The 25,809-nt window shown below is 48.2% G+C and carries 27 protein-coding genes and 1 pseudogene; 19 read left to right on the forward strand and 9 right to left on the reverse strand.

Annotated features, from left to right (window positions below; all coding sequences use genetic code 11):
* Positions 1–49: 49 nt before the first annotated feature.
* From NQ559_RS13995 to NQ559_RS14005, 3 genes are read right to left on the reverse strand one after another with little or no spacing between them, the layout of a single operon-like run.
* On the reverse strand, positions 50–2,149 hold the full coding sequence (locus NQ559_RS13995; protein ID WP_018697076.1) for a type IA DNA topoisomerase: 2,100 nt from the start codon (positions 2,147–2,149) through the stop codon (positions 50–52).
* A gap of 15 nt (positions 2,150–2,164) precedes the next feature.
* The gene (locus NQ559_RS14000; RefSeq protein WP_005681363.1) at positions 2,165–2,380 is read right to left on the reverse strand and encodes a hypothetical protein; all 216 of its coding nucleotides are present in this window, start codon (positions 2,378–2,380) and stop codon (positions 2,165–2,167) included.
* 3 nt (positions 2,381–2,383) lie between these two features.
* Positions 2,384–3,841 (reverse strand): DUF3945 domain-containing protein, encoded by a 1,458-nt coding sequence (locus NQ559_RS14005; protein WP_005681362.1) that lies wholly within the window; start codon positions 3,839–3,841, stop codon positions 2,384–2,386.
* Positions 3,842–4,154: 313 nt separating this feature from the next.
* Here NQ559_RS14005 and NQ559_RS14010 point away from each other — a divergent pair, with 313 nt between their 5' ends.
* The 10 genes from NQ559_RS14010 (at position 4,155) to NQ559_RS14055 (ending at position 11,324) form a co-directional block, all read left to right on the forward strand.
* Positions 4,155–5,273, forward strand: a complete 1,119-nt coding sequence (locus NQ559_RS14010) for a tyrosine-type recombinase/integrase (protein ID WP_004319196.1) — start codon at positions 4,155–4,157, stop codon at positions 5,271–5,273.
* Between the two features lie 67 nt (positions 5,274–5,340).
* The gene (locus NQ559_RS14015) at positions 5,341–5,643 is read left to right on the forward strand and encodes a hypothetical protein (RefSeq protein ID WP_154654068.1); all 303 of its coding nucleotides are present in this window, start codon (positions 5,341–5,343) and stop codon (positions 5,641–5,643) included.
* Positions 5,644–5,724: 81 nt separating this feature from the next.
* Entirely contained in the window at positions 5,725–6,618 is an 894-nt protein-coding gene (locus NQ559_RS14020; protein ID WP_018697075.1) for an immunity 22 family protein, read from the forward strand.
* 418 nt (positions 6,619–7,036) lie between these two features.
* Positions 7,037–7,492 (forward strand): macro domain-containing protein, encoded by a 456-nt coding sequence (locus NQ559_RS14025; protein WP_004319182.1) that lies wholly within the window; start codon positions 7,037–7,039, stop codon positions 7,490–7,492.
* 100 nt (positions 7,493–7,592) lie between these two features.
* Positions 7,593–7,844: a hypothetical protein gene (locus tag NQ559_RS14030; protein WP_004319180.1), complete on the forward strand. Its 252-nt coding sequence runs from the start codon at positions 7,593–7,595 to the stop codon at positions 7,842–7,844.
* 70 nt (positions 7,845–7,914) lie between these two features.
* Complete coding sequence (locus tag NQ559_RS14035) at positions 7,915–8,670, forward strand: DUF6630 family protein (protein WP_004295472.1); 756 nt, start codon at positions 7,915–7,917, stop codon at positions 8,668–8,670.
* Between the two features lie 58 nt (positions 8,671–8,728).
* Positions 8,729–9,349, forward strand: a complete 621-nt coding sequence (locus tag NQ559_RS14040) for a hypothetical protein (RefSeq protein WP_004295471.1) — start codon at positions 8,729–8,731, stop codon at positions 9,347–9,349.
* Positions 9,350–9,414: 65 nt separating this feature from the next.
* Complete coding sequence (locus NQ559_RS14045; protein WP_004295470.1) at positions 9,415–10,020, forward strand: hypothetical protein; 606 nt, start codon at positions 9,415–9,417, stop codon at positions 10,018–10,020.
* Between the two features lie 75 nt (positions 10,021–10,095).
* Positions 10,096–10,641: an imm11 family protein gene (locus NQ559_RS14050; protein ID WP_004295469.1), complete on the forward strand. Its 546-nt coding sequence runs from the start codon at positions 10,096–10,098 to the stop codon at positions 10,639–10,641.
* 92 nt (positions 10,642–10,733) lie between these two features.
* Positions 10,734–11,324, forward strand: a complete 591-nt coding sequence (locus NQ559_RS14055) for a DUF4948 family protein (RefSeq protein WP_004319175.1) — start codon at positions 10,734–10,736, stop codon at positions 11,322–11,324.
* Between the two features lie 28 nt (positions 11,325–11,352).
* On the opposite strand, the gene NQ559_RS14060 is transcribed toward NQ559_RS14055, so the two are convergent.
* The 6 genes from NQ559_RS14060 to mobA all read right to left on the reverse strand — a co-directional run bounded on the left by NQ559_RS14060 (position 11,353) and on the right by mobA (position 16,180).
* Positions 11,353–11,739 (reverse strand): hypothetical protein, encoded by a 387-nt coding sequence (locus NQ559_RS14060; RefSeq protein ID WP_004295467.1) that lies wholly within the window; start codon positions 11,737–11,739, stop codon positions 11,353–11,355.
* Positions 11,736–12,131, reverse strand: a complete 396-nt coding sequence (locus tag NQ559_RS14065) for a hypothetical protein (protein WP_004295466.1) — start codon at positions 12,129–12,131, stop codon at positions 11,736–11,738. Before NQ559_RS14065 ends, NQ559_RS14060 begins: the two co-directional genes overlap by 4 nt.
* Positions 12,132–12,135: 4 nt before the next feature.
* On the reverse strand, positions 12,136–12,417 hold the full coding sequence (locus NQ559_RS14070; RefSeq protein WP_004295465.1) for an Imm17 family immunity protein: 282 nt from the start codon (positions 12,415–12,417) through the stop codon (positions 12,136–12,138).
* A gap of 154 nt (positions 12,418–12,571) precedes the next feature.
* Positions 12,572–14,581 (reverse strand): conjugal transfer protein MobC, encoded by a 2,010-nt coding sequence (gene mobC / locus NQ559_RS14075; RefSeq protein WP_005681351.1) that lies wholly within the window; start codon positions 14,579–14,581, stop codon positions 12,572–12,574.
* Between the two features lie 37 nt (positions 14,582–14,618).
* A complete protein-coding gene (gene mobB, locus NQ559_RS14080; protein WP_004295463.1) occupies positions 14,619–15,764 on the reverse strand; it encodes a conjugal transfer protein MobB in 1,146 nt (381 codons plus the stop codon).
* A complete protein-coding gene (gene mobA, locus NQ559_RS14085) occupies positions 15,758–16,180 on the reverse strand; it encodes a conjugal transfer protein MobA (protein ID WP_018697070.1) in 423 nt (140 codons plus the stop codon). Before mobA ends, mobB begins: the two co-directional genes overlap by 7 nt.
* 703 nt (positions 16,181–16,883) lie before the next feature.
* Between mobA and NQ559_RS14090 the strand changes: the two genes are divergently transcribed.
* From NQ559_RS14090 to ltrA (NQ559_RS14130), 9 genes and pseudogenes are all read left to right on the forward strand, one after another.
* A complete protein-coding gene (locus tag NQ559_RS14090) occupies positions 16,884–17,636 on the forward strand; it encodes a ParA family protein (protein WP_004295460.1) in 753 nt (250 codons plus the stop codon).
* Positions 17,637–17,642: 6 nt separating this feature from the next.
* Entirely contained in the window at positions 17,643–18,065 is a 423-nt protein-coding gene (locus NQ559_RS14095; protein ID WP_004319163.1) for a DUF3408 domain-containing protein, read from the forward strand.
* Between the two features lie 41 nt (positions 18,066–18,106).
* Positions 18,107–18,526: a DUF3408 domain-containing protein gene (locus NQ559_RS14100; protein WP_004295458.1), complete on the forward strand. Its 420-nt coding sequence runs from the start codon at positions 18,107–18,109 to the stop codon at positions 18,524–18,526.
* The gene (locus NQ559_RS14105; RefSeq protein WP_004303801.1) at positions 18,523–19,263 is read left to right on the forward strand and encodes a hypothetical protein; all 741 of its coding nucleotides are present in this window, start codon (positions 18,523–18,525) and stop codon (positions 19,261–19,263) included. Before NQ559_RS14100 ends, NQ559_RS14105 begins: the two co-directional genes overlap by 4 nt.
* A 145-nt stretch (positions 19,264–19,408) precedes the next feature.
* Positions 19,409–19,711 (forward strand): DUF4134 domain-containing protein, encoded by a 303-nt coding sequence (locus NQ559_RS14110; RefSeq protein WP_004303800.1) that lies wholly within the window; start codon positions 19,409–19,411, stop codon positions 19,709–19,711.
* 634 nt (positions 19,712–20,345) lie between these two features.
* Complete coding sequence (gene ltrA, locus NQ559_RS14115; RefSeq protein WP_014774764.1) at positions 20,346–22,163, forward strand: group II intron reverse transcriptase/maturase; 1,818 nt, start codon at positions 20,346–20,348, stop codon at positions 22,161–22,163.
* 2 nt (positions 22,164–22,165) lie between these two features.
* Complete coding sequence (locus NQ559_RS14120; RefSeq protein ID WP_231864134.1) at positions 22,166–22,546, forward strand: DUF4133 domain-containing protein; 381 nt, start codon at positions 22,166–22,168, stop codon at positions 22,544–22,546.
* Positions 22,543–23,463, forward strand: a pseudogene (locus NQ559_RS14125) (TraG family conjugative transposon ATPase); the annotation flags it as partial. The gene NQ559_RS14120 and the pseudogene NQ559_RS14125, both read left to right, overlap by 4 nt.
* A gap of 601 nt (positions 23,464–24,064) precedes the next feature.
* Complete coding sequence (ltrA, locus tag NQ559_RS14130; RefSeq protein ID WP_004319152.1) at positions 24,065–25,726, forward strand: group II intron reverse transcriptase/maturase; 1,662 nt, start codon at positions 24,065–24,067, stop codon at positions 25,724–25,726.
* The last annotated feature ends 83 nt before the right edge of the window (positions 25,727–25,809 follow it).

Raw genomic sequence — 25,809 nt, forward strand, 5'->3', positions numbered from 1 at the left:
ACAAGCGTATCTCGTTATGACAGGTCTTTTCCAGTGGCAAAGGTAACGATTATTTCCGTTTGTTCCTCTTTCCCTGCCTGGGAGTATCGCGCGGTTCGGAAACGAACGAGGTCTTGAACTGGTCATCGAGCGTGAGGGCCGCGTCGAACGTCCCGCCGCCGTTTTTGACGAATCCCCGGATCGTGCCGGTTTTGCCTTTGGTCAGCAGTTCCGCAAGCTGCTTGTCGGTCAGCTCCTTGCGGGCCACGGTTCTCCATACGGTCAGGCCGCAATCGGGATTCTGACACTTGGCGAGTTTGGGATAGAACACCACGGGCCTGCCGCAACGCGGGCAGGCTGTGTCACTCTCCGCGCCGTCGATTCTTGCTTCCAGCAGTTCTTTGGCGATTTGCGAGGCGAAGACCTCGATACCGCGATGGAACGTCGGGGCGTCCATCTCCCCGGTGGCGATCTTCGAGAGGGCCAGTTCCCAGCCGCCCGTCATGGCGACATCGGCGATCTTCTTGTCCCTGACCACGGCATACACGGCCAGTCCCTTGTCCGTGGGTACAAGCGACTTTTTCTCTCGCCTGACATACTCGCGGGCAAAGAGCGTTTCGATGATGGCGGCACGGGTGGCGGGCGTGCCGATGCCGGCATCCTTCATCGCCTCGCGTTCGGCCTCGTCGGACAGTTCGCGTCCGGCGGTTTCCATCGCCGCCAGCAGGCTCGATTCCGTGTGAAGGGGGCGCGGCCGGGTCTGTTTCTGTTCCGTGACGCATCCCTTGACGGGCAGCTCGTCGCCTTGCACGATGTCGGGAAGGAGGGTCATGTCCTCCTCTTTCTCCTCGACAGGTTCATTCAGGACGGCCCGCCAGCCCGTCTCGACCATGATACTGCCGCGGGCCGTGAAATCATGTCCCGCGCTTTGCAGGGTAAGGGAAGTGTTTTCTTTCACGCAGGCCCCGGAAAAGGTTTCGAGCATCCGCCCCGCGACCATCTCATAGACGATGCGGTGGTCGGCATCCAGTTCGGAAGGGAGGTTCTCGGTGGGAAGCAGCGCGTGGTGGTCGGCGATCTTTTCGTTGTCCACGCTTCGGCGGGAGAGAGATGCGGTATCCATCCTGCCCGCGTATTCCGCGAAACGGGGATAGCGTGTCATGTTCCCGATGAGTGCCGGAATCTCCTCGGCCACATCTTCCGATATATAGCGTGAGCCGGTACGGGGATAAGTGATGAACTTCTTCTCGTAAAGCGACTGGGCGATGTCGAGCGTTTTTTCTGCCGAAAAACCATACCGACTGTTGGCCTCTTTCTGGAGTGTCGTCAGGTCGTACAAGAGAGGCGGCTGTTCCCTGGCCTCCTTGCGCTCCACGTTCACGACGCGTACCGTTCGGGCGCCGATAACCTCGGCGCGGGCTGCTTCCGCCTTCTCCCTGCCGTCGAATTTCTCCGTGGAGAGGACGGTGAACTCCGTGCCCTCCTTTGCCGTGGAGAGCTTCAGCCGGAAATAGGCGGCGGGCTTGAACGCCTTGTTCTCCAGGTAACGGGAGCAGATGATCGCCAGCGTGGGGGTCTGCACCCGTCCGAGCGACCAGACACCCCGCCCGGCAGCCACGGCAAGCGCTTGCGAGGCGTTGATACCGACGATCCAGTCGGCTTCGCTGCGGGCTTTGGCCGAGAGGTAGAGGTTGTCGTATTCGTTGCCGGGGCGGAGGTGTTGTAACCCCTCGCGAATGGCCCGGTCGGTCAGGCTGCTGATCCATAACCGCACGAAAGGGGTGCGGCATTCCAGGTAAGAGTAGATGTAGCGGAAGATCAGCTCCCCTTCACGCCCCGCGTCGGTCGCGACGATGATGCGCTCGGCCATGCCGAACAATTCCCGGAGAATACCGAGCTGCTTCACGACACCCGGGTCGGCCTTATACTCTTTACCCTCCCGAACCTGCCGGGGCAGGAGGATGAACGATGATGGCAGGATAGGCAGGTTTTCCCGGCGGAAACCCGCGATGCCGTACTGTTGGGGCATTGCCAGCCCGACCAGGTGGCCGAAGGCCCAGGTTACGGCGTAGCCGTTTCCCTCGATAAAACCGTCTTTACGGTTCGTGGCTCCCACGATGGCGGCGATCTCACGCGCCACCGAGGGCTTTTCTGCGATAATTACTTGCATGATGATTCGGATTTTTCAGTGGTTGTTTTCTTGTTGTTCTTCTTCTTTCTCTTTTTCCGGACGGGCGATCAGCCGGCGGTCGTAATAGACATGGTTGCCGTTCCCGTCGTAATACAGCCGTCCGTCGTCCGCCTTCTCCGGGGGGCTGCGTTTACCCGGCCGGAGGTACAAGGCAGCCAGCGCCGCGATCAGGAGCGGCATGGCTCCGGCCTGCATGTAGAACCATTTCATACGTTATACCTTGGCACCTTTGGAGTTGCTCTTTTTGCTGCTGCGGTAATTTTTCTTCTGCGCCGGGGTGGCCTCCTGCTGTCCCTGCTTGAGCGGCTCTTTCACACCTTTGACCGCTTCGACGGTCTTGCCCTCGGAATTGACGGCGACCTGGGTACGGCTTTCAACGGCGGGTTTGACCTCCGCCCCCTGCCGTTTCGCACGGTCGGGATTCCAGCGGAAGAAGTCCATCTTGTTACGCTCGAAGTTGGGCTTGACCCAGGCGTTGAACGGCTCACCCTGCCCGTCCTTGACCATGCCCTTGATGTAGAAAGCCTTGACATCCGCCCGCTTGGAGGGATCATTCACCGCTTCCGTCCACTGGTCATAAGCCTCTTTGGGCACGGAGGCTTTGAGGATTGTCCGGTGAATCGTGAGCGTGGGCTGTCGTTCGGAGGCCGTAGTTTCCTGCCGTCCGTTTTTCTCGGCGGCCTTCTGGCGGTAAATCTCCTTGTTCTCCTGGGCGTAGCGGTTGCGATCCAAACCGTCGTAGGTAAAGGAATAGTTACGTTCGGCCGCGTCGATTTGGATATAGGCATCCCGCTTATAACCCGCGCGGGTGGTATATCCTTCGAGCAACACCTTGCCGCCGCCGTAGAAATCCATCTGCTTGCCTTCCGAGAGGTCGGCCTCCTTGATGCGGGCACGTTTTTCGAGTAACGAAACGGGCATGGGTTCCAGCGTGTTCGTCCATTTGTCTATCGACACGTAGCAGGGCGTGAGCTTGCCCGGCTCCAGCTCCAGGTCGATCACTTTCCCGGCATGACGGGTGTTCATCAGGTTCGTTTTCGCCTCCTCATCGAGCAGCACCCCGTGGAAGGGGGCGTCGAGGTCGGGTCGTTCCTGCCAGTAATGCGGCACGACGCGCAGCGAGCCGTCCGCCTGCTCTTCGAGCGACACGCGCCCTTTGGTGGAAACACGCATCCCGTTCTCCAGTTCGGGGTTCATCTCCACCAGCCCGTTGGATTTATGTCCGTAAGACATGGCTTTCAGGTGCGGCTCGATGTCCTCCATGCGGATACCTTTCTTCTCCATATCCGCCAGGTCTATCTTCGTGACGTCCAGCGGCTCGAACTGCCGCTGCTCCTGCGTCTGGAGCCGTTCGGAGGGGTCGATACGGTAATTTTCCAGAATCTCCGGGTCGAAGTCGATGCGGATAAGTTTGTTCAGGGCATTCTCCGTCATGACGAAGATACCCGTGTGGACGGGGTTCTGGGCCTGTTCCATGAACTTTTTGAAGAAGGCTTCGAGGGCTGAATCCTGCGTGTTCACGTTCAGCAGGCTCGCCACGTTCTGATCCGTGGGGTCGGCGGTCTGGATATTGCCGTCCTGATCCACGCCGGTAACGGCTTGTAGTCGTCCGTCGTCGGCATTCTGAACGAGCATGACTTGTTTAGCGTCGTTCTTTACGTTTTCGTCCATAATTACGAGTGTTTTTAGTTAGCACCAATAGCGATGCGGGAACGAAAGTAAGGGGAACCGGCTGAACGTAAAAGAGTTGGAAAGGCTATGGAAGCATCGGGCACAGAAGTGGCCGCTTGTGGCGCAGGGCAGAGGAAATCGGAGAAACGGAGTGCCGGGAAGGACGGATTTGGCAGAGGGTATTTTCGTGGCTCCTCACCTTATTTGTCAGGTAGTCGGGATCTATTGTTAAATGTCAATAAAGCGCATGGATAACCCGTGTTTTTTTATAAATTTGCGAAAACGGGTTTCAATATCCGACAAAACGTGAGGCATGGAAATATATACCCCAAAAACCAAGATCAAACTTTCTCCGGTGATAAGAAACGGGAGAGAATTTGTCGAAGTGACTTTCGGTAATGACAATGACATCCGCTTGTCGCTGTCGAAGGAAGAAAACGTACTGCTTGTCGGCGGCAGGGCTTATCTGCCGGCAGAAGATTTCGTGCTTGCCGAGTTCTTCGACCGCTATGTAAAAATGGCGTTTATAGACTATTCTGCCATCAAGGAAACCGCACCCCGTAAAGAGGAAGACAAACGGCCGCCACTGCCGGAAGGCTATCTGGAAAAACTTCAGCAAGTGCGTTACAGTGACCATACCGTAAGGGTATATACCTCCTATTTCCGCGATTTCCAACAGCATTTCGAGGGGCGTAAGATTGAAACGGTTACTCCCGGCGAGATAAACGACTACCTGCTGTATCTCATCCACGAGAAAAACATATCCTCCTGCCAGCAAAACCAGCGTATCAACGCCATCAAGTTCTATTACGAGAAAGTTCTCGGTCAGGAACGGCGGTGTTACAAGGTGAACCGTGCCAAACGGGAGAAGACGCTGCCCGACGTGTTGAGCAAGGAGGAAATAAAGAAAATACTCGACGTGACGGTGACAGACCTGCGTTTCTTCTGTATGTTCTCCATACTCTATTCCGCAGGGTTGCGCATCAGCGAACTGCTGGAACTGAAACCCGGCGACATCAACGAATCCCGCTCCCTGATACGGGTGCGGCAGGGTAAAGGGAAAAAAGACCGCTACACCCTGCTGTCAAGACCGTTGATGAAAAAGCTGACGGAATATAACAGACTATACAAACCGAAAGTGTGGCTTTTTGAACACAGACCGGGAGAACCTTTCACCGAGAGTATCGTGTCGAAACGGCTGAAGGCAGCGGCCCGGGAAGCGGGAATCACGAAACGGATTTATCCGCACCTGCTGCGCCATTCGTTCGCCACTCACCTGCTGGAGCAGGGAACCGACATCAAGATAGTGAAAGAGCTTATGGGACATAACAATATCAAGACGACAGAAAGGTATGTCCACATAGCCGACACTTTCAAAAGCAATATCAAAAGCCCGTTGGACGATCTGTTGATGGAGGAAGACGAGGTCTGATACTTAAAGAAAATAACAGCCAAATCGGCTGATAGTATAACATTAGTAACAATTTAGCAATTCTCATATGGGCTTAGATATTTTGATTTATAACAATGACGGAATATGTACGAATAAGTCTGAAATTAGTGAAGGCTTACATTATTGGTTGTTCAATCTTGCAAATTTAGATAAAGGACGATTTCGGAGTATATTCCGTGTACAAGATTACTATAAAACGAACATACAACTTTCAGGTATAGAAATATCCTCTTTCATTGAGGAACTAAAAGAAATTAGAAAAAAATCTCCTTATAGTAAGGAGATTGAGCGAATAGTGAATTGTATAAATCAGCAAAATATATCTAAGATAAGAATTACTGGAGATTAAATAAGTTACTAACGAAGCGTGATAACGCCTAACAGCGTTCCCCGCTAAACCATTAGTCGCTTGAAAAATAAAAAAAAGAAAATGAGTAAGATAATGATATGGGTCGGTCAATTCGATTCCGAAGCTGATTTTGAGAAATATATGGATCAATCGGCTTTCCGTCAATGGTGGAAAGATTACGATGAAGACAATAAGGAACTTCGTTGCCAGTTCTGTAAGGAGCTTGGTGTAATGAGCTATGATGAGGATTTTCTTATTATGAAATTCACATCTGACGGCTTGGCAGGATTACTTAACCTTATTCCTGCTGATACCCAAAAGATAAGTCTGTCGATAGCTGATAAAAATATTACAATGGCAAATGCTGTTATCTGCTATAATTGTCGTGAGGGTATATCTCCTAAGAAGGCAGAGAATACCACAACCATGACTTATCTTGGTACGTTTGAGTTTGAACTGTCGCCTGAAGGTGTACAAGGGTCTAATGCAGGATTAGAATATATGATTTGGATTGGCACAACCGATAAAAGTCGGGAAGAATTTATGGAGTATTTCAATCAAGATGAATACATGAAAGAAATACGAGATTACGAAGAAAGTCGTACAAAGAAACGCCCAAATCCGGAACATCGCTGTCAGTTCTGTAAAGACATTAATATAAAGTATTACTATCCAGAATTTCTAACTGTGGAAATTAAGGATGAACCCGAAAATCCTTTTAATCTTGTTAGAATGATGATTGATAACAAACTTGTCCTTGACTGGTATATTGAGTCCGATATTGATGAATACCACATAAAGCCATCAAATTGTATTGTGTGCTATATACCCAATGGTTTCAAGGACAACAAAAGGAATCAAAAAATCTTTATTAAGAAGAAAAATTATGATTCATATGAAACACCTAAAAAATTTGTGGATGAATTAGACAGTTACAACGGTATTCAATATTTGGAAACTTATATTGCAGAATAAAGCGACTAACAAACGGATAAATTTCCCTTAAAGGTCGATTATCCACTGGACATTACTAACAAGGAAAAAATAATATGTGTCAATACAAATCAATATGCAATCCTATAATAGAGCTTACAACACTTTTACAGAGTTGTGGCTTCACAATAGAAAAACAAGAACTTAAAGATTGGCATTTCAATGAGTTTGAGATTGTGATGAAAGGAAAGAAATTACAACTTCCAATGATAGATATAGAAGGTATAGAACAACATAGCGACAATATATATTGTTGCAAATGTCATTGGTCTGTTGTAAAACTAATAATGAATTGACACAATAAAATGTTAGTAACAAGCGGCTTAACCTCCCCTGAAAGGTCGGTTAGCCACCAAACATTATCTGCCCAGAATAATTAACAATAAAAAAGAAAAAAACAATGATTAGGTATATTGAAAAAGGCGACATATTCCGTATTGATGGAGTGAGCAGTTATGCGCATGGTTGTAATTGTGCCGGTGCAATGGGTAAAGGCATTGCCGTACAGTTCAAAAGCAAATATCCAGATATGTATCTTGAATATAAGCAGTTGTGCAAAGAAAATAAGTTTTGCCCCGGTGATGTTTTTGATTATGATTATGGCAATGGACATATATATAACCTTGGTACTCAAGCAACGTGGCGAACACGAGCTAAAATAGAGTATATCGAAAAGGCACTGATACAGATGCTTGAGTTAGCCAGTGGTGATAATGTAACGGCAATAGCCTTACCTGCAATCGGTGCTGGATTAGGAGGATTAAAATGGGATGATGTAAAAGCAATTATAGAGACAGTTTCAAATGATTATCCTAATGTTGATTTGTATGTAGTTGAAACTTATCAAAGCGAATAAAGGCAGATAACAAGCGTATCAATCTCCCTAAAGGACGATTATTCGCCGAACATTATCGTTTAATATGGTAAGTAGAAAAGAAACAGTAAAAAGTTGTTGTGTGAATATACTTGATGATGTAAAAAGAATATTAGCGCAACCTTTTGAATGTAGGAAGACTTCTCTTCCTGATGGTGCATTACATAATGTACAAAAAGAATTGGAAAATATGATTAATGCGATTGATAAAGATATTTACTCGTTTACACCAAGTTATGGCAAATATCTAATAGATTGTTGGCTTGGAGATGAATTAGTAGATAAACTTCTTGATGTTTCTTGTCAATATGAAAAACTAATTAAGTTGAAATAAACGATAGCATACGGATTAATCTTCCAAAGGTCGATTATCCAACAAACATTATCGGTCTAAAAATTAAAATATGGATAGTAAACTTCAATTATTCGCTAAAGTGTTATTAAAAGAACACTATGATGAATTTTTAGAAATGATTCAGTTGTTCAATATAGATAAGAGAACCTTTGTCCTTCAACATAGGAAAATGTTTGAAAAGGGATGGTACGATACAAGCTCTGAAGACAATGAATTTAGTGAAGTAGATATTATGCTTTGTTTTGCTATAGTTTCTCACAGAATGGCAGTTATTGATTGGAGTGGTGAAGAATATTCAGGGCAGGTTAAGCGTTCCATTACGATGATGTTAAAGAATTATGGGATAGAACGTTTCTTATGGAACACTAAAAAGTTTGAGGATTCTTTGGATTGGGACAAAATTCGCCGAGGTGACTATTTGCCTTTGTTGTTCCAAGCTATGAACAAGCAACTTAACAGAGGCGGTTATTCCATTGTGTTTTGTGATACAAAATCGGATTGTTTTCGTTATGCAATATTACCAACTGCCGAGTTTGTGCAATTTGAGAATACGGAATTAGATGATTATCTGACAATCATTAGTCCTAAGATTTACAATATATATCTTGCAGACAAGGGAAATGAATTGCCTAAAATTATGCTGTACTTAAAAAAGAAATTTTCTGTTCCACTAAGTGAAATCAAGGAATTTTGTTCAAGAGATAAAATTTTACTTGGAATAGGGAACTCTATAATTGTGGATGAATATCGAAAAGAAATTGAACAACTTGGAGGCAAGATTGAAACAGAAGAAATAGACCGATAACAAACAGCAAACCGATTGAATAAGCGGAACGCTGCCGAACATTAGCAACCCCAAAAAGATGAAAATGATTGGAGAAACTATAAGAACTGAATTTGAAGCATTGAAAAATGACTTTGAAACCATAAGGCAACAAATAGAAGACGATGTTGTCAGGACTGAGTTGTATAAGGGCGAGTTTTATGAACTTACTCCATATTCCTATCAGCGTAATGGTTGCAAACAAGGAAAACCTGTAAAGCGTCCTGATACAATAAAAAGCACCAAAAATCTTTGTATCTACGGATTTAATAACCAAAATCAAATCGTAGAAGTTAAGGTTGGTTGTTCTATTGAAAATCAGTTTTATCACACTTTCCTGTATTATACAGACAATCTTGTGAAAAGTATTCTATACGATAATGGAAAACATTTGATGAATGTATGCCATTACTTTTTTGAGGGCGGAAAGCTGAAACGGTCACAGTTATGTGGTAGGTATGGTTGCCGTGAAGAGAATTATATCTATAAAGAAAATGCTTTGACACATATTGAAGTCAAACAATATGATATTGAGGGTAATAGTGGTAATGATTTAATTCATATATTCCAATATCAAGACGATGGGGCTTTAGAAAGTATTACCAAATCATTTCCAAATGGATATTCTGAAATAATCTATAAAACGAAAAGAGGTTGCTAACAAGCGGCTTAACTACCCCTGAAAGGTCGGTTAGCCACCAAACATTAATATTAAAAGGAAACACTATGATACCTGATAAATTGAAAGATGATTTTAATTCATTGAGAAATATGTTTGATGAATTGAAAAGAGAAATTGATAAGAATGTTGTAAGGGAAGAGAATTACAAAGGTGAGTTCTACGAAATATCCCCTTATTCTTATCAAAGAAACAGGTTTAAGCAAGGGAAAATAGTTGGAAATGTAACTTCTCTCAAAACAACTAATAACCTATTTACTTATTATTTCGATGTAAAAAATCAAATTATAGAAATCCGAGAGGGCTTGGAACTTAAAAATCAATTCTATTACACCTTTTTCATTTATGAAAAGGAACTCATGAAAACTATTGCATATGATAATAGCAAACGTATTGTGAATGTCCGATATTATCTATATGGAAGTAATGGTAAAATAGAGAAAATGTATTCAAAGGGTTCTCGTGGAAGTAGAGAAGAAACATATTTTTATGAAAATGACCGCCTACAAAAAATAGTTATAAGACAATTTGATAGAAATGATATTGAACAGGATACGTTACAACATTCATTTGATTATAAGTCTAATGGAGAATTAAAATCTATTATTCTTTCGACAGAATTATATTCTGAAACAATCTATCAGGAAACATAAATTTAATATTAACAAGCCGGGATAACGGACTAACGCCGTTCCCCGTCAAACCATTATCAATTACAGTACGACAATATGAACTTTTACTTAATAGGTAGTTTAGAAGGATTTAACGATTTACGTTTTCCAAATGTGGAAGATTGGCAAAATTGTATGGGACATGCTGAAGGTTTACTAAAGCAGTGGAATCCTCCTGAGATGGAATATATATGGAAAAAAAGTAATAGACATAAACATTTTGATTTATCACAATTTTGTAATCCTCTATTAACTATTAGCGACAAAGCATTAAGTATTTTAGAAAATATTCTTATCAAAAATGGAGAAATTCTTGATATAAAGTCGCCAAAAGGTTTTTATTTTTTTCATTGTACCAATATAATAGATGCTTTGATTGAAAAAGAATCAGATATAGTGTGGTTAGATAAAGAAAGAGGATGGGTGAGTTGTATAAATAAATTTGTGTTGGATAAAAATAAAATCCAAGAGCAAACTATTTTCAGACTTCCGAATGTAAATTGTCGCTATACTTTTTATGGGGAGGAATTTAAGAACCTTGTATTGAAACATCATCTTCAAGGAATACATTTTGATAGATACGAAACTATTATTATAAAATGAATGATTGTTTTAAAGTTTGTAGTTAAAGTATTGATAACACGCACATCAATCACTTAAACAGTGATTATCTGCATCCTATTAAACATTAGAAAATGAGAACACCAATCATAATCCTGTTATTTGTAATCCTGCTTGCCGCAAGCTGCGGAGAGCCTCCCATGCCGCCGTCGGACGAGGAAATGATACGCCATTTCACCACGCACGAGGTGGCGTTCCGTAAGGTGTACGAAATCATGGCAGAGAGTTCAGAAGGTAGTTTTCACTACCCGCCGCTTTCTCCGGAAGAGGTCATTATACTTGATTCAACAGAACAAAGCGATACATTCCATGAAACGAATGACGAACAAGACATTCCGGTATATGGACTGTTGAAGCCGGAGCGAATCCTACTCGACTCCTTGTTATCAGAGATTGGATGCGGTTTTATCCTTGTTGATCGCAGGGAATGGGGAACGGCAGATTCGGTATATGTGAGCCTTGTTATGCCGTACTACTCCCACGGCATCGTGGATGCGGGAACGTCCAAGAGTTTCGTTTACGATCCCGGATTGAGAAGCCGTCGGAATATCCGTATCACCGAATATGGCGACCTGAACGAGATCTACCGCAGGACGTACAACGACACCACGCTTTACAAACCCATCAAGGGAAACTGGTACATCGAGTTAGACCATTCGATATAACGGCCCGGAGTTCGTATCAAAGCTTGTTTCACTTTTTGTCAAGAAGATACATCATAAAGCAGATAATGGCTATCGCAAGGAAAAATAACAGAACCGCAAGGAGTTCGTTAAACCTGCACTTGGCATAGTGAGACATCACTGCTTTGCCCCGCCATTTGTAAATCCTGCTGACGAGCGACATAACGGCAAATGTGACAATGCTAAAAACGACACATGGCAACAATGCCGACACACCTGGAAAAAGCCGGATAGTAACAGTCATCATAGGGAATATCAAAAGAGCGAAGATATAAATCGAGAGCATCATTTCGCCATCGACCCTGCCTGTTCGTCTTGCTTGTTCCAATTTCTCCCCCATCCACCAGAGGTAGTCCCAGAGATAGAACCGTTGCTTATTCTCCTGCCGTTTCATCATGCCCAATGTATAAATCCGAGGTGGAACATCAGCGCTACATTTGCCACGATCAGGGCGATAGCGATAAGAACTATTTTGGCGAGCTTCCTGCCGGGATGTTTCATCTTCCCGTAATGTTCACGGAGCGCTTCACGCCGTCCGGCTGTATAGCGTAGCTTGCAGAATAAATCGGGAAGAAAGCAGAGAGGAATCACTATGGCCAAACCAATCATCCAGCCGAAAAGGCGCAATATCGGCGGAACCCCAAGCGGTATGAGTAGGACGAAGAGCCAGCACCAAAACAGTAGCATACGTCCGTTGAGATTGGTACGCTCCCTTTCGTGCCATATCTCGGCTACATACCACATATAGTCGATGAAGCAGATCCGGTATTTGCGATTGTCCTTTTCCATACCGTTATCTCCATACAAAGAAACCAACCAATATAAGTATAATCAGAACGCTGACCAACACAATCTGAACCCTGCGGCGTGTTTCAGGCTTGCAATCGTCAAATAACCACAGTTTGCTGTTAAACTGCCAATGACACGCCCATTTCCAACGGAACAGCAACCCTGCAAGCCATAGGGCAAGCAACCCGACACCAAACAGCAACCCGTATTTCGGGTGAGCCTGCAACCACTCGAAAAACGCTTCCGCCTTGCTGTTCATTGCTTCGTATATATCGGTAACTGTCATACTTATAATTAAAAGGATTCCGAACACAAAAATAATGTTTTCTGTTCACATAATCACTACTTTATGCTCCAAAACACCGGCTGTGCGGTTATAAAACCAAGAAACAGCCCCCGTTAAGGTAACGGAGGGTGTTTGCGGGGGTGTTTGTGTTCATTTAGTTCTGTTCCGGCAGGAGCTTGCAAAGCACCGGGTCGTTCTTGATACGTTCCAGTTCCTCGGCGACGATGCGGCCGGCCTCTGCCTTGATACGTTCGTAGTTTTCCTGCACGACCTGTTTCATGTGATCCGTCCCGTTCTCGTCCGTGAAATCGGTAATTTGTGGTATCTTCTTGTACCGGGCCGTTTCCGCTTTCACTTTTTCGTTGTCCACGACAATCTCGCAGTGGAAAATCTTCTGCTCGATACGTTCGTCGAAATTGTCCGCCACAGCCCCGACGAACATTCCCTGCGTGAGCGTCGAGATCTTCGAGGCCGGGATCAGGCTGTCCAGCTGCGTGGATATGGATGTCGATTTGTCGCTGCGGCTCAACGTCATGCTCTGCCGCTTCTGCAATACCTTACCGAACCGTTCCGAGAGTGTCTTGGCCGTTTCACCTACGACCTGCCCGGAGAAGATGTTGCCCACCGTGTTCATCACGACGGCGGCCTCCTTGTCCCCGTAGTCCCTCTTCAACTGTGAAAAATCCTGGAAGCACAGCAGCACGGCGACCTTGTTGCTTCTGGCCGTGGCGATCAGGTTGTCGAGTCCCTTGAAGTAGATTGTCGGCAGCTCGTCGATGATGATGCCCGATTTGAGCTGGCCTTTCTTATTTATGAGCTTGACAATCCGGGAATTATACAATCCCAAAGCCGCTCCGTAAATGTTTTGCCTGTCGGGATTGTTCCCCACGCAGAGTATCTTGGGATCGTTCGGGTTATTGATGTCGAGCGTGAAGTCATCGCCCGACATGACCCAATATAGCTGGGGCGAAATCATGCGGGAAAGCGGAATTTTGGCCGATGCTATCTGGCCCTGGAGCTGGTCTTGAGCGCCTCCGAGCCAGGCATCCATAAAGGGGCTGAGGTAGTTTTCGAGTTCCGGGTAGGATGTCAGAATCGGGAAAATATCCTCGTACCGCTTGTTCAGGAACTCGATGGCGTGCGGGAAGGTACAATACCGCCCGTTGTCGTAGATGCGCAGGAACCAGATCACGGCCGCGAAAAGGATAATGGGGCTTTCCACAAAAAAATCGCCCTGCTTCTGCACCCAGCTTCGGTTCAGGTTGAGCATGATGGTATAGGCGCTCTCGTAGGCGTCCGAAATATCGGTCATGAAGTCCGGGTGAATGGGGTTACAGCGGTGCGAGCGGCGCGGGTCGTCGAAATTTATGACGTAGAAAGTCGGGATTTTCTTGTAACCTTTCTGGTGATTCAGCAGGTGGTTGTAAGCGATTTCCGAAAGATCGGGAAACTTGTAGTCATAGATGTATTGGGTATAGCCCTTTTCGATTTGCTGTTTAATAAACTGGTTTACAACACAATAACTCTTCCCGCTGCCCGGGCTTCCCATGCAGATGCAAGCCCTTTGCGGGTTTACAACGTTGGCGAACCCGTTGTTCCACTGTTTGTTATAGTAAAATTTCGTCGGCAGATTTATGGAGTACTCGTTCTCGATCAGGCGTGTTTCCTGCTGGAATGATTCGTTCTCGTTATTGAAAGGGTCATCCATGAGATTGTTCTTCAGCAGGCGGGACATCCACACGCCGCCCATCAAGAGGCAGATATACCCGGCCGATAGGGTCAGTATGTAGAAAGCCGCGTTCGCCGCTGCCGTCAGCGGCAAGTCCAGCAGCCACCAGTTGAAGAAGAACAGCACGCCTCCCGTGGCCAGCGATGCCGTGATTTTCCGCCAGGTAATTTTCTCCTCTTTTACTCCTTTTGTCCCGAGGCATGAAAGGGCGAGGAACACTACGGCGAAAAGTTTCGTCCATAGTATATTCCGGAACAGCCCCGCGGTGCGGTCGAAGTTCAGCAGAATCCTATCGACCACGCCGATATTGATTCCCCATTCCCGTATCTGCCCGTAGCAGAACCAGTAGATGTTGATAACCACGAACAAGATACTCAATGCCCGCATGAAATCCATTGTTTTAGCAAGACCCCGAAGGTCGTCTTCCTGTTGCATAACCGTAAGATTTAATAAATGAATGATAATTGAGATGTTATACTTTCCTCCGTCGTGAGGTATTCCGCTTCCGTTGCCCGTCCCGTCCGGCAGGCGCTTGTTTCGGGGACAAGCCCCTCGTGTTTTCCCCGGGATTCCGTTTTCCGCCGAAGCGCAGCTCGAAGGCGTTGGCCGAGTATGCCTTTCCCAGCCGTGATCCGTTCACGACCGTCCGTGTTTCGTGGTCAATGAACGTCACACCCACGATGCGGCCGTTTTCGTTGCGTCGTATGTAGAGATCCACCCGGGCTCCCCGCAGGCGTTCGCGCAGTTCTTCCTCCGTGGGTTCTCCCCGAAGCGCTTTATCGACCCGGCCACGGATTTGCCTCCTCGTGTCGTCCTTCCCGAACCGTTCGGCGCTACGCTCCATGTGCCGTTCCAGCCCGTCATACCCGACCTCTTTACCGAACAGTGAGGATTTGAGCGGCGCGGCCACTGCCTTGTCCCCGTTCTCGTCCAGCAGCGTGTAGAGCAATCCCCGGTAGGGGGTTCCGTTCCGCTCTCCCCGGACTTCCTCTATACCTATATTATATAGGGACAGCAATGCCCGGAACTCGCCGAGGGTCTGGAAGCGGTATGTCGCCACGGCCGGTTTTATTACCGCTGCCACCTGGCGTTTCAGGTCGCCCCGCGTGTAATCGGCGGGGACGATCCCTTGCCCTTTCTCCCGCCTTCTCCCTTTGGCGGGATGCAGTCCGTACTCCCGTTCCAGTTCCTCGGTAACGGCCACGCTGCGTTCGTTGCGCCTGCTGTCGTTTATCTTGCGCCCGTCCTGGGCCACCTGCACCGACACGATATGGATATGCTCCCGTCCGATGTCGGTATGCTTGAATACGATATAAGGTTGTCCTCCCCAGCCCATGCGCTCCATGTAGGCCCCGGCTATCTCCGCGAGCTGCCCGTCGTCAAGGCGGTCTTCGGGAGCCGGGTTGAGCGATACGTGCACGACGGGTTTTTCCGTCCGGTAGTGCGAGGGCATCCAGCGCAGGAGGTCTTCTGCCGTCGCGGCCACGTTGAAGCGCCCATCCGCCGGCTCCCTCACGATGTGGGTCAGCAGTACTTTCCCGTCGCCCCGATCGACTTTCTCCTGGTTGTACGCCAGCGCGCCGTACACGTCTTTTCCGGTGGTGATATTGGCTACCATCGCTGTCTGAACTCTTCGGAGAGCGACACGACCTGCTGCCCGACGGCCGCCAGTTCACGTGTCGCTCTCTCCAGTTTATAGAGCAGCGCGAGTGTTTTCTTCTCGGAAAAATGCGCGTGCAGCTCCTTCACCACCTGGTTGTAATTCGTTCCCACGGCACGGAATTGGGCGTGGAAAGCGGTCAGCTTCGCCACGTATTCGAGCGTTCCCCGGTCGGTCTTTACCACCCGGAACGCCTCGTTGAACACTCTCGCTTTGATAAAAGCGGCTTTGGACAATAGCCCGGACTGCTCGTAAAGGTCGAGGAAACGGGCATGTTCCACGGCTGAAAAGTTTACCGAAAAGCGGTAAACGGCCGGGTCGTTTTTCGCGGGTCGTCCCCCTTTGCCCCCTCGGGGCTTTCTGTTCTTTTCCATCGCATCGAAATTTTAAGGAGAGGCCAGGGCCCCACCGGTTCCTGAAAATTCCGATCCCTTCGCGGCCTGCCGCCCTTCTGAAAAGCACCGACTCCGGAGGTGCTTTCTCCCCCTTGCGGGCAAGCTGTTTTCTGCTGCAAAACGAGAATCGTGCAGCAGAAAACACAGCTTGCTATTTGCCCTTTGCAAATACCTTCTGCCCGCTCGCGGACAGAACATTGAAAGAGCCGCCGTAAAACGGGGCAAGGACGGCTTCATTAGCGTCGGGATCGTTCACGAGGCAAAGATACCGACCTATTCAATCACTTGTGCCATAAGCGATTACGCCACTTGCGTCCACTTTGACGCCACACGCGGCCATAGCGGAAAAAGAGCATACAACCCGTGTTTTTAAGGGTTTACTTTGCACGTGAGAACGGATACGGGCAATGACACATCCCCCTGTCCGCACACGTGTGGACGGATGCAGAAAACATCGTGTGCAGAGGAAAAAGCGGGTCTTTGTCCGGATAAGCAAATGCGGTTGCGCATGAGTATAAAATCGGACACGCGCCCATGCACCGGCATACCGGCGTAACAGCCTGCCAGCGCACCAGCATATATGCGTGCCGGCATACCAGCATAAAATCTCATGCCGTCACTTGTCCGGATACGTGAAGAGATGAACGATTACCCGATTGTATAACTAAAAACGCATGGAACAATGAAAGAGAAAACGAAATTCGTGGCCTTCTCCACCCAGAAAGGCGGAGCGGGCAAAACCACCCTCACGGTGCTGGCAGCCTCTTACCTGCACTATGTAAAGGGTTTCAATGTCGCGGTCATCGACTGCGATTATCCCCAACACTCCATCGTGGAGATGCGGGAACGTGACCTGAAGCTTGCCCTCGAAGACGAACATTACAAGAGGTTAGCTTACGAACAATTCACCCGGCTTCAAAAGAAAGCCTATCCTGTCGTGGAAAGCAACACGAAAGAGGCGTTGGCCGATGCCGACTACCTCCTGCCGCAAGGTGATTTCGATTATGTGTTCTTCGACCTTCCCGGTACGATCAATAACGAGGATCTGATTCATTCCCTGGCCGGAATGGATTATCTCGTCGCCCCGATCAGTGCCGACCGGGTTGTCATGGAAAGCACCCTGAATTACGCGGTTGTGGTAAAGGAGCATATCATGGGCCGCGAGAAGTCCCGGATGAAAGGGCTGTATATGCTATGGAACATGGTGGACGGACGTGAAAAGACAGAGTTATATCAGGTTTACGAGGCGGTAATGAAAGAGCTGGGTCTTCCTGTTCTGAAGACCTTCCTGCCTGACACCAAGCGTTTTCGTCGTGAGCAGAACGCCAGCCGTCGCTCTGTCTTCCGCTCCACGCTCTTCCCGGCAGACCGTTCTTTGATCCGGGGCAGCAACCTGGATAAACTCGTGGATGAATTGATCGAACTGTTAAAGTAGGATCTTATGAGCGGAAAAGAACATGACGACGGTTTGGACGCTTCCTTCATCATCAGCCAGGCCAAAAGCCGAAACCGGCCATTACATCCTTACACGCCGGAAAAAGAGGAGGAGGCATCGGCTCTATCGGAACCGTCCGGCGAGGCCGCCGCCTCGCCGGCTACGAAAGAGGAGGGACGCCGCCGAAGAGGGAAAGGCCAGGATTACGAGCGTCTTTTTATCCGGAACGCCCCCTCCAATACCCGAAGCGGCAAAACGGTGTATATCCGCAAGGAGTTTCACGAGCGTATAACCCGGATAGTGCAGGTTATCGGTAAGAACGAACTCTCGCTGTATAGCTACCTGGACAATGTGCTGGAGCAGCATTTCGCGACCTATCAGGAGGAAATTTCGGAACTCTACAAGAAACGGAACTCCGATATTTTTTAGTTATGAACCCAATATTTACAACCTATTAAAAACAATCCATCATGTCAGACAAAGCAATTATTTTATCTGTTATCCTGGCGGCCGTCCTTTGCGTCGCCGTGCCCTTCATCTTCCGCGTGTGCCGCTACCGGCGCAGGATGAAAACCCTTATCGTCCCCGACGGCCCTTCGGGGGAGGTCGCCGTGGGGACTGTCCCCACCCCCGAGGCCGAGTACCTGGCCCGTTACATCTGCCTGCTGCGGCTGCCTTTCGCCGGTAACAAGCACGTGAAGATACGTCCGTCGTATCACGAGCGTATCCGCGAGATCACCCGTGTCATCGGTCGTGGCGACGTGACGATCACGGCCTACGTGGACAAGGTTCTCAAGGCGCACCTGGACGATAACCGGGAAACCATCGAGCGGCTTTTCGAGGAACGCGAGGCCGTGGCCTCCCGGCAACCCAAAGCGGAGGAGCGATGAACGGGGCGTTGTGGCTGCTGCCCCTCTTTGCCGTGGGGTATGCCTTGTGGGCGTTTTTCCGCCTGCGGCGGATGGAACGTAACGAACCGGCAGACGGGATCGTTGCCGAAGACACGCCCTGCCGGCAGGAGATCATCGGCAGGAGCCGCTTTGTCCTCGACCCGCGCCACTCCCGGCCACAAGCTGCCGTAGAATCTGAAACTGAAAAAGTTACGGAAAAAGCCGATATATTTGTGCCCACGAATGTACCCGAACACCCCCGGCAGATTCCGCCGGAAGACCTGGATGAAGTGTTCGGTGTCGCTCCCGAGGGGGAGCCTAACGAACCTCTGGAAATCGACTTTCCGCTGTACGATGAATCTTTCCCGGATGCGGACGCGGAGGAGCCGGATTATGACGAGGATGAAGACGACACCGAAGAGCTGCCCCTTTTGGGCCGCTCGCTTGCCCAGGGGGTTAGTTTTGAACAGATGGGCGAAGCCTACCGCCACGTGGTACATGATCCACCTTCAACAGACGAGCAAAGGGAGGAAACGGGACGTGTCCTCCTGGGCCTGAAACAGACCGACATGTTCGAGGTCATCGTTTCGGGCCGCCCCGACGGGAACGACAGGGTAAAATCCCTGATCGACACCTACCTCTCGGCCTTTCACCGGCGTATGTCCGAGAGGTCTGCGGAAAGCCCATCTCCGCAGGGTTCGGTTCCCACGGGTTTCGACGTCCGTGAGTTTGTTTAACCCCATAATGACATCACGATGAAAGAAAAAGACTACGGGTAGCACGTGAGGCTATCCTCGAACCACTGAAAAAATCCGAATCAAGAAGTTTAACCCGGTGCGGGGCCTATCCATCCCCGCGCCACAATTCAAACATTATCGAGTTATGAGAAAGAACAAGATTCTTCTTCCGGCGGCATTTCTCTTTGCCGCCATCTCCTCCGCTTTCGCGCAGGGCAACGGCATCGCCGGCATTACGGAGGCTACCAACATGGTAACCAGCTACTTCGATCCCGGAACGAAGCTCATCTACGCGATTGGGGCTGTGGTCGGCCTTATCGGCGGGATCAAGGTCTATAACAAGTTTTCGAGCGGCGACCCCGACACGTCGAAGACCGCCGCGAGCTGGTTCGGCGCGTGTATTTTCCTGATTGTCGCCGCGACGATCCTACGCTCTTTCTTCTTGTAGTCCAACCTGTCATGCAAATAATTATGGAATATGGAATCAACAAGGGAATCGGCAAGAGCGTGGAGTTCCGGGGCGCGCACGTAATGGTTCTTTGGCAAATGCGTCGATAGCAAGACGTTAGGCAAGTGTTCGATAGCCTATCATCGATCGGCTTATCCGAAAGGGAAACCGGACGGGGAGTATAGCCTGCCGATAAACTGATAAGTCATACAGTTACCAAGTATGCGACTGAATCAGGAGATGAAAGATAGATACGAGGATAAAGTCTGGATTGATTGAACGATAGTCCAAGTGGCACAACTCGAAACTGTGGCGGAAGGTAACTACAGACGCCATACTGTAACACACTCGATTCGACCTTGGAGGGTTGGGTGCAGAACAGGTTACAGCACAACTGCGATAAGCAGAAACGGATGAAAGTCGTATCCGACAATCTATCAAAGCTATGTTGCCGAAGAATTAAACGTGGATTGCCTAACCCGGAATGCCGAAAGGCTATTAGGTTTCAGACCTATGAAAATCCGGTATGGCAACGGAGCCACCGTAGTAGTCCGAGCGAGGGAAAGCCTCGTACATGGCGAAGGGTGGCAGCTAACATTTTTAATACAAATTAACGGATAATGTGTGAGACATTATGAGAAATCCAGAGAGAGTATTAAACAGTCTGTCAGAGCACAGCAAAGTTTCGAGCTACAAGTTTGAACGGCTCTACAGGGTTCTATTCAATTCGGAGATGTTTCTCCTCGCCTACCATAATATACAAGGTAGGCAGGGAAATATGACGGAAGGTTCCGACGGTAAAACTATCGACGGAATGAGCCTGAAACGGATTGAAAATTTGATTGATGCGCTCAAAGATGAGTCGTACCAACCAAAACCGGCAAGAAGGACGTACATCCCGAAGAAAAACGGGAACATGCGACCTCTCGGCATACCGTCTATCGACGACAAATTAGTGCAGGAGGTATTGCGAATGCTGTTGGAAGCAATTTATGAAGGTAGTTTTGAGAACACCTCGCACGGCTTCCGACCCAAACGCAGCTGCCACACCGCACTGATACAGGTGCAGAAGAATTTTACTGCGGCCAAGTGGTTTATCGAGGGCGACATTGAAGGATTCTTCGATAACATCAACCATGATGTACTTATCGGAATCTTGAAAGAACGTATCGCAGACGACCGCTTTATCCGGCTAATGTGGAAATTTTTGAAAGCTGGCTACATCGAAGATTGGACATTTCATAGAACATACAGCGGAACACCGCAAGGTGGCATCATTAGCCCGATACTGGCTAATATCTATCTCGACAAGCTGGATAAGTACATGAAAGAGTATGCCTGTCAATTCGATAGAGGCGACAGACGGGCAATGAACCTTGAGTACAAACGGTATTCCAGGAAAATTTGGTGGCTCGGCACAAAGCTGAAGCAAACCAAGGATAAAGATACTCGGAAGGAACTGATTGACGCGATTAAGCAACATCAGAAAAACAGGATGCACTTACCCTCTGTCGATGAAATGGACGAGGGATATAGACGGATTAAGTATGTGAGGTATGCCGATGATTTTATTATCGGAGTGATTGGCAGTAAATCGGACTGTGAGGCCATCAAAGAGGATATTAAGAATTTCCTCGGCGAGAAACTGAAATTGACGCTCTCCGAAGAAAAGACCTTAATCACGCACGGCAATAGAAAGGCAAAATTCCTCGGCTATGAAATCTATGTCCGACCATTCACGGATAAGACGTTAAGAGGCGAGAAATCGGGAGTACTTATTAAGGCTTACGGCAAAAAGGTAGTGTTGGAAGTGCCAATGTCCACAATGCGGGATAAACTTCTCTACTACGAGGCGATGGAAATTCATCAATTCGAGGGTAAAGCGAAATGGAAACCCACAAGCCGGACAAAGTTGCTACATCTGGACGACCTCGAAATACTGGATGCCTATAACAGAGAAATCCGAGGTTTTGCAAACTATTTTTCTATCGCAAATAACAGTTCACACCTGAATTCTTTCAAGTACATCATGCAATACAGTCTGTATAAGACTTTTGCACGAAAGTACAGTACGACAGCCCGAAAGATTATCGCAAAGTATCGACATCACAAAGATTTTGCGGTTTTCTATGAGGACAAGAAAGGAGGAAAGAAGATGCGGGTATTCTTCAACGGGAGCTTTAAGCGTAAAACAACCGCGATGGACGCGAGTTGTGATTATGTAGCCAACACGATTTTCAATACCACTGTATCAAGCCTTATACAAAGGTTAAAAGCGGGTAAGTGTGAATTGTGTGGCGCAACGGAAAACATTGAAATACACCACGTCAAAAGACTCAAAGACTTAAAAGGCAAAGAGCCATGGAAAATCCAAATGATTGGACGTCAGAGAAAGACGTTAGCTGTATGTATTCCCTGTCACAACAAGATACATCACGGGATAATAGACTGAATATGTTAGTGGAGAGCCGTGTGCGCCGAGAGGTGCAAGCACGGTTCGGAGGCGAGTTCTTGGAAACCTACCGTAGAAATACGGCAAGGCACCGGGTTCTTAGCCTACGCCTGAAGGCGCAGTACCTCTTCATCTTCGCGGGCGGCCTGCTGGCCGTCTTCGTGGTGTTCGTCATCCTCTACATGGCAGGGGTCGATCAGTGGGTATGTATCGCTTTCGGCGTTGCGGCGGCTTCGGTGCTGGTCTGGCTTACCTTCCGCCTGAACGCCCGTTACGGGGAACACGGGCTGATGAAGCTGCTCGCCGCGCGCCGGCATCCCCGCTACCTGCTCAACCGCAAGTCCCTGCGCCGGTTGCTGAAAAGAAAGGGGGGCCGCGTATGAGAAACATCTTGAAAGCCACCACGCTGGAAAGCAAGTTCCCGCTCCTGGCCGTGGAAGGCGGTTGTATCATCAGCAAGGACGCGGACATAACGGTCGCCTATCGGGTCGAACTCCCGGAGCTGTTCACCGTCACGTCCGCCGAGTACGAGGCGATCCACGCCGCCTGGTGCAAGGCCCTGAAGGTCTTGCCCGAATACAGCGTGGTACACAAGCAGGACTGGTTCATCCGCGAGCGTTACCGCCCGGCCACGGGCGAGGGGGACATGAGTTTCCTCTCCCGCAGTTACGAGCGGCATTTCAACGAGCGTCCGTTCCTGACCCACGCCTGCTTCCTCTACCTGACGAAAACGACGAGGGAGCGTATGCACATGCGTTCAGACTTCTCGACCCTCTGCCGGGGCAACATCATTCCCAAAGAGGTAAATCGGGAATCGGCGACAAAATTCCTGGAGGCGGCGGAACAGTTCGAGCGTATTCTGAACGATTCGGGTTTCCTGACCCTTGTCCGCCTCACGGGGGACGAGATCACGGGTACGGCGGATTGTCCGGGCCTGCTGGAGCGGTACTTTTCCCTCTCGCTCTCGGAGACGACTTCTCTTCAGGACATCGAGCTGGGGGCCGAGGTTCTGCGCGTGGGCAACAAACGGGTGTGCCTGCACACGCTCTCGGACACGGAAGACCTGCCGGGGCGCGTGGGTACGGATACCCGTTACGAGCGTCTTTCCACCGACCGTTCGGACTGCCTGCTCTCGTTCGCGGCCCCCGTGGGGCTTCTGCTTTCCTGCGACCACCTTTACAACCAGTACGTGTTCCTGGAAGACAGCGACGAAAACCTGCGTATGTTCGAGAAACGTGCGCGTAACATGCAGTCCCTTTCCCGCTACTCCCGCGGAAACCAGATAAACAAGGAGTGGGTGCGATACGTCGCTGTGTAAGTAATTGTTAAACTTAGATTTAACCCGTTGTTTCGTCAACGGTAGCCTATGGACAGATGCACCAATAGTAATATACTGTATCAAAGCTGTCCAGACAAGGTAGCCCTTCCGAAAGGAGCAGTCAGAACCGTGAGGGAAAGACAATGGCTGTTAGTATCATACAGTCAGGGAGCTTGGCTTGGGTGGTATGGTTAGCGTAAGCGAACTGTCGTCTAAACGTCGTAAGGTTGAAGAAGCCAAAGATACTGATAGGCTTCAGCCCAAAAGGGAAGCAGTCGGTTATTCCTCTCCATTCTGGGAATACACGAACAGAGTACTGCCGGTGTAATAGACAGAACCTAACCCACTTATAAGTTACTTGCACGGAACGTAGTAAGCCCGTATTTCTCCTGCCAATGACAGGTAAGCAGACCGTAAGGAATGCCGAATGGAGTGCGGGTATAGGATTGCAGAAAAAGCGAATGCCACCCTGTAATGGGGTGAATAGGGATTGAAACATCATCCCGCTGCGAAAGCAGGCTGACTTCTGCGGTAGGTGATTCTTTACAAGAAACTTTTAGAACTTTTAAAAGGAGAAAAGCAAATGAACGAAATTAAAAAATCGTGTGCATCGACTGACCAAACGCAGAGCAAATGGGACAGTATAAATTGGCTCAAATGCGAAGCTGCGGTTCAAAAGCTACAAGCGCGTATTGTAAAGGCTCAAAAAGAGGGTCGCCACAACAAGGTCAAAGCCTTGCAGTGGACACTGACCCACTCGTTTTACGCTAAAGCATTAGCGGTAAGACGTGTAACTTCCAATAATGGGAGTAAAACGGCTGGCGTCGATATGGTAACATGGAAAACGCCAGATGCTAAAGTGTGTGCAATAACCGAACTGAAAAGGAGAGGTTATACACCCCAACCTCTGAGACGAGTACATATCAGAAAGAGTAACGGGAAATTAAGACCATTGGGTATACCAACTATGAAAGACCGGGCTATGCAGGCATTGTATCTGATGGCACTGGCTCCCGTAGCTGAAACAACGGCTGATGCCAATTCTTATGGTTTCAGAAAAGAAAGGAGCACGGCAGATGCCGTTCAACAATGCTTCAATGACCTGGCAAGGACGACATCCCCACAATGGATCTTAGAAGGTGATATCAAAGGTTGTTTCGACCATATCAGTCATGAATGGTTGCTTGACAATATCCCTATGGATAAAGTTTTGCTCCGTAAATGGTTGAAAAGTGGATTTATTTTCAACAAGCAACTTTTTCCGACAGAGGAGGGAACTCCTCAAGGCGGCATCATCTCCCCAACTCTTGCAAATATGACTTTGGACGGACTGGAAAAACTGCTTGCCGATAGCTTTCCGATAAACCGCTCGAAGAAAAATTACTATACTCCTATGATAAATCTTGTTCGCTACGCGGATGATTTTATTATCACAGGAGAGAGTAAGGAGTTGTTGGAGAACCATGTTAAACCATTAGTCATTGAGTTTCTTCAAGCAAGAGGGCTTACCTTATCAGAAGAAAAGACTAAGATAACTCATATAGAAGAAGGGTTTGATTTTCTTGGGTTCAATATCAGAAAATATAAAGGCAAGTTTATCACAAAACCATCCAAGAAGAGTCGAAAGAGATTTTTAGATAAGGTTCGTGAAATAGTGGACAAGAACAAGTCTTCTAAGCAACAATCTTTGATACGATTGCTAAACCCAGTCATTAGAGGATGGGCGAACTACTACAAGGGGTGTTCTGCATCGGAAACTTTCCGTAAAACAGATGCACAAATTTTCAACAAACTATGGCGATGGTCTCGCAGAAGACATCCCAAAAAAGGTAAACGATGGATTGCCAACAAGTATTATCACACTGTAAGAGGTAGAAGCTGGACTTTTGCCGTACCGCTTGAAAACAGGAAAGTGGATAAATACCACACTCTTGTGAGATTGTCGGATACGAAAATAAAGCGACATATCAAAATCCGCAGTGAGGCCAACCCATATGATGCCGATTGGAAAGATTTCTTCGATCAATACAAGACCCGAAGAATGCTTGCACACTTAGACGGCAAGCAATATATCTATCGCCTGTGGAATCAGCAAATGCAATGTTGCCCTGTGTGTGGCAAGCACATCACACGGGAAACTCCCTGGAAAATTACTGAAATGACAGGGAGCAGTAGAAAGGCGAAAGTCCTAATACATGACCATTGCAGCCGAATTACTAACAGAAATAAATGGAAGTTACTATGAGCCGGCTTTTAGTTACAAATAAAAGTTTTGAATTGCTTGAGCCGTATGAGGGGAAACTCTCACGTACGGTTCTTAGAGGGGAA

This window comes from Alistipes onderdonkii, assembly GCF_025145285.1.
GTDB lineage: Bacteria > Bacteroidota > Bacteroidia > Bacteroidales > Rikenellaceae > Alistipes > Alistipes onderdonkii.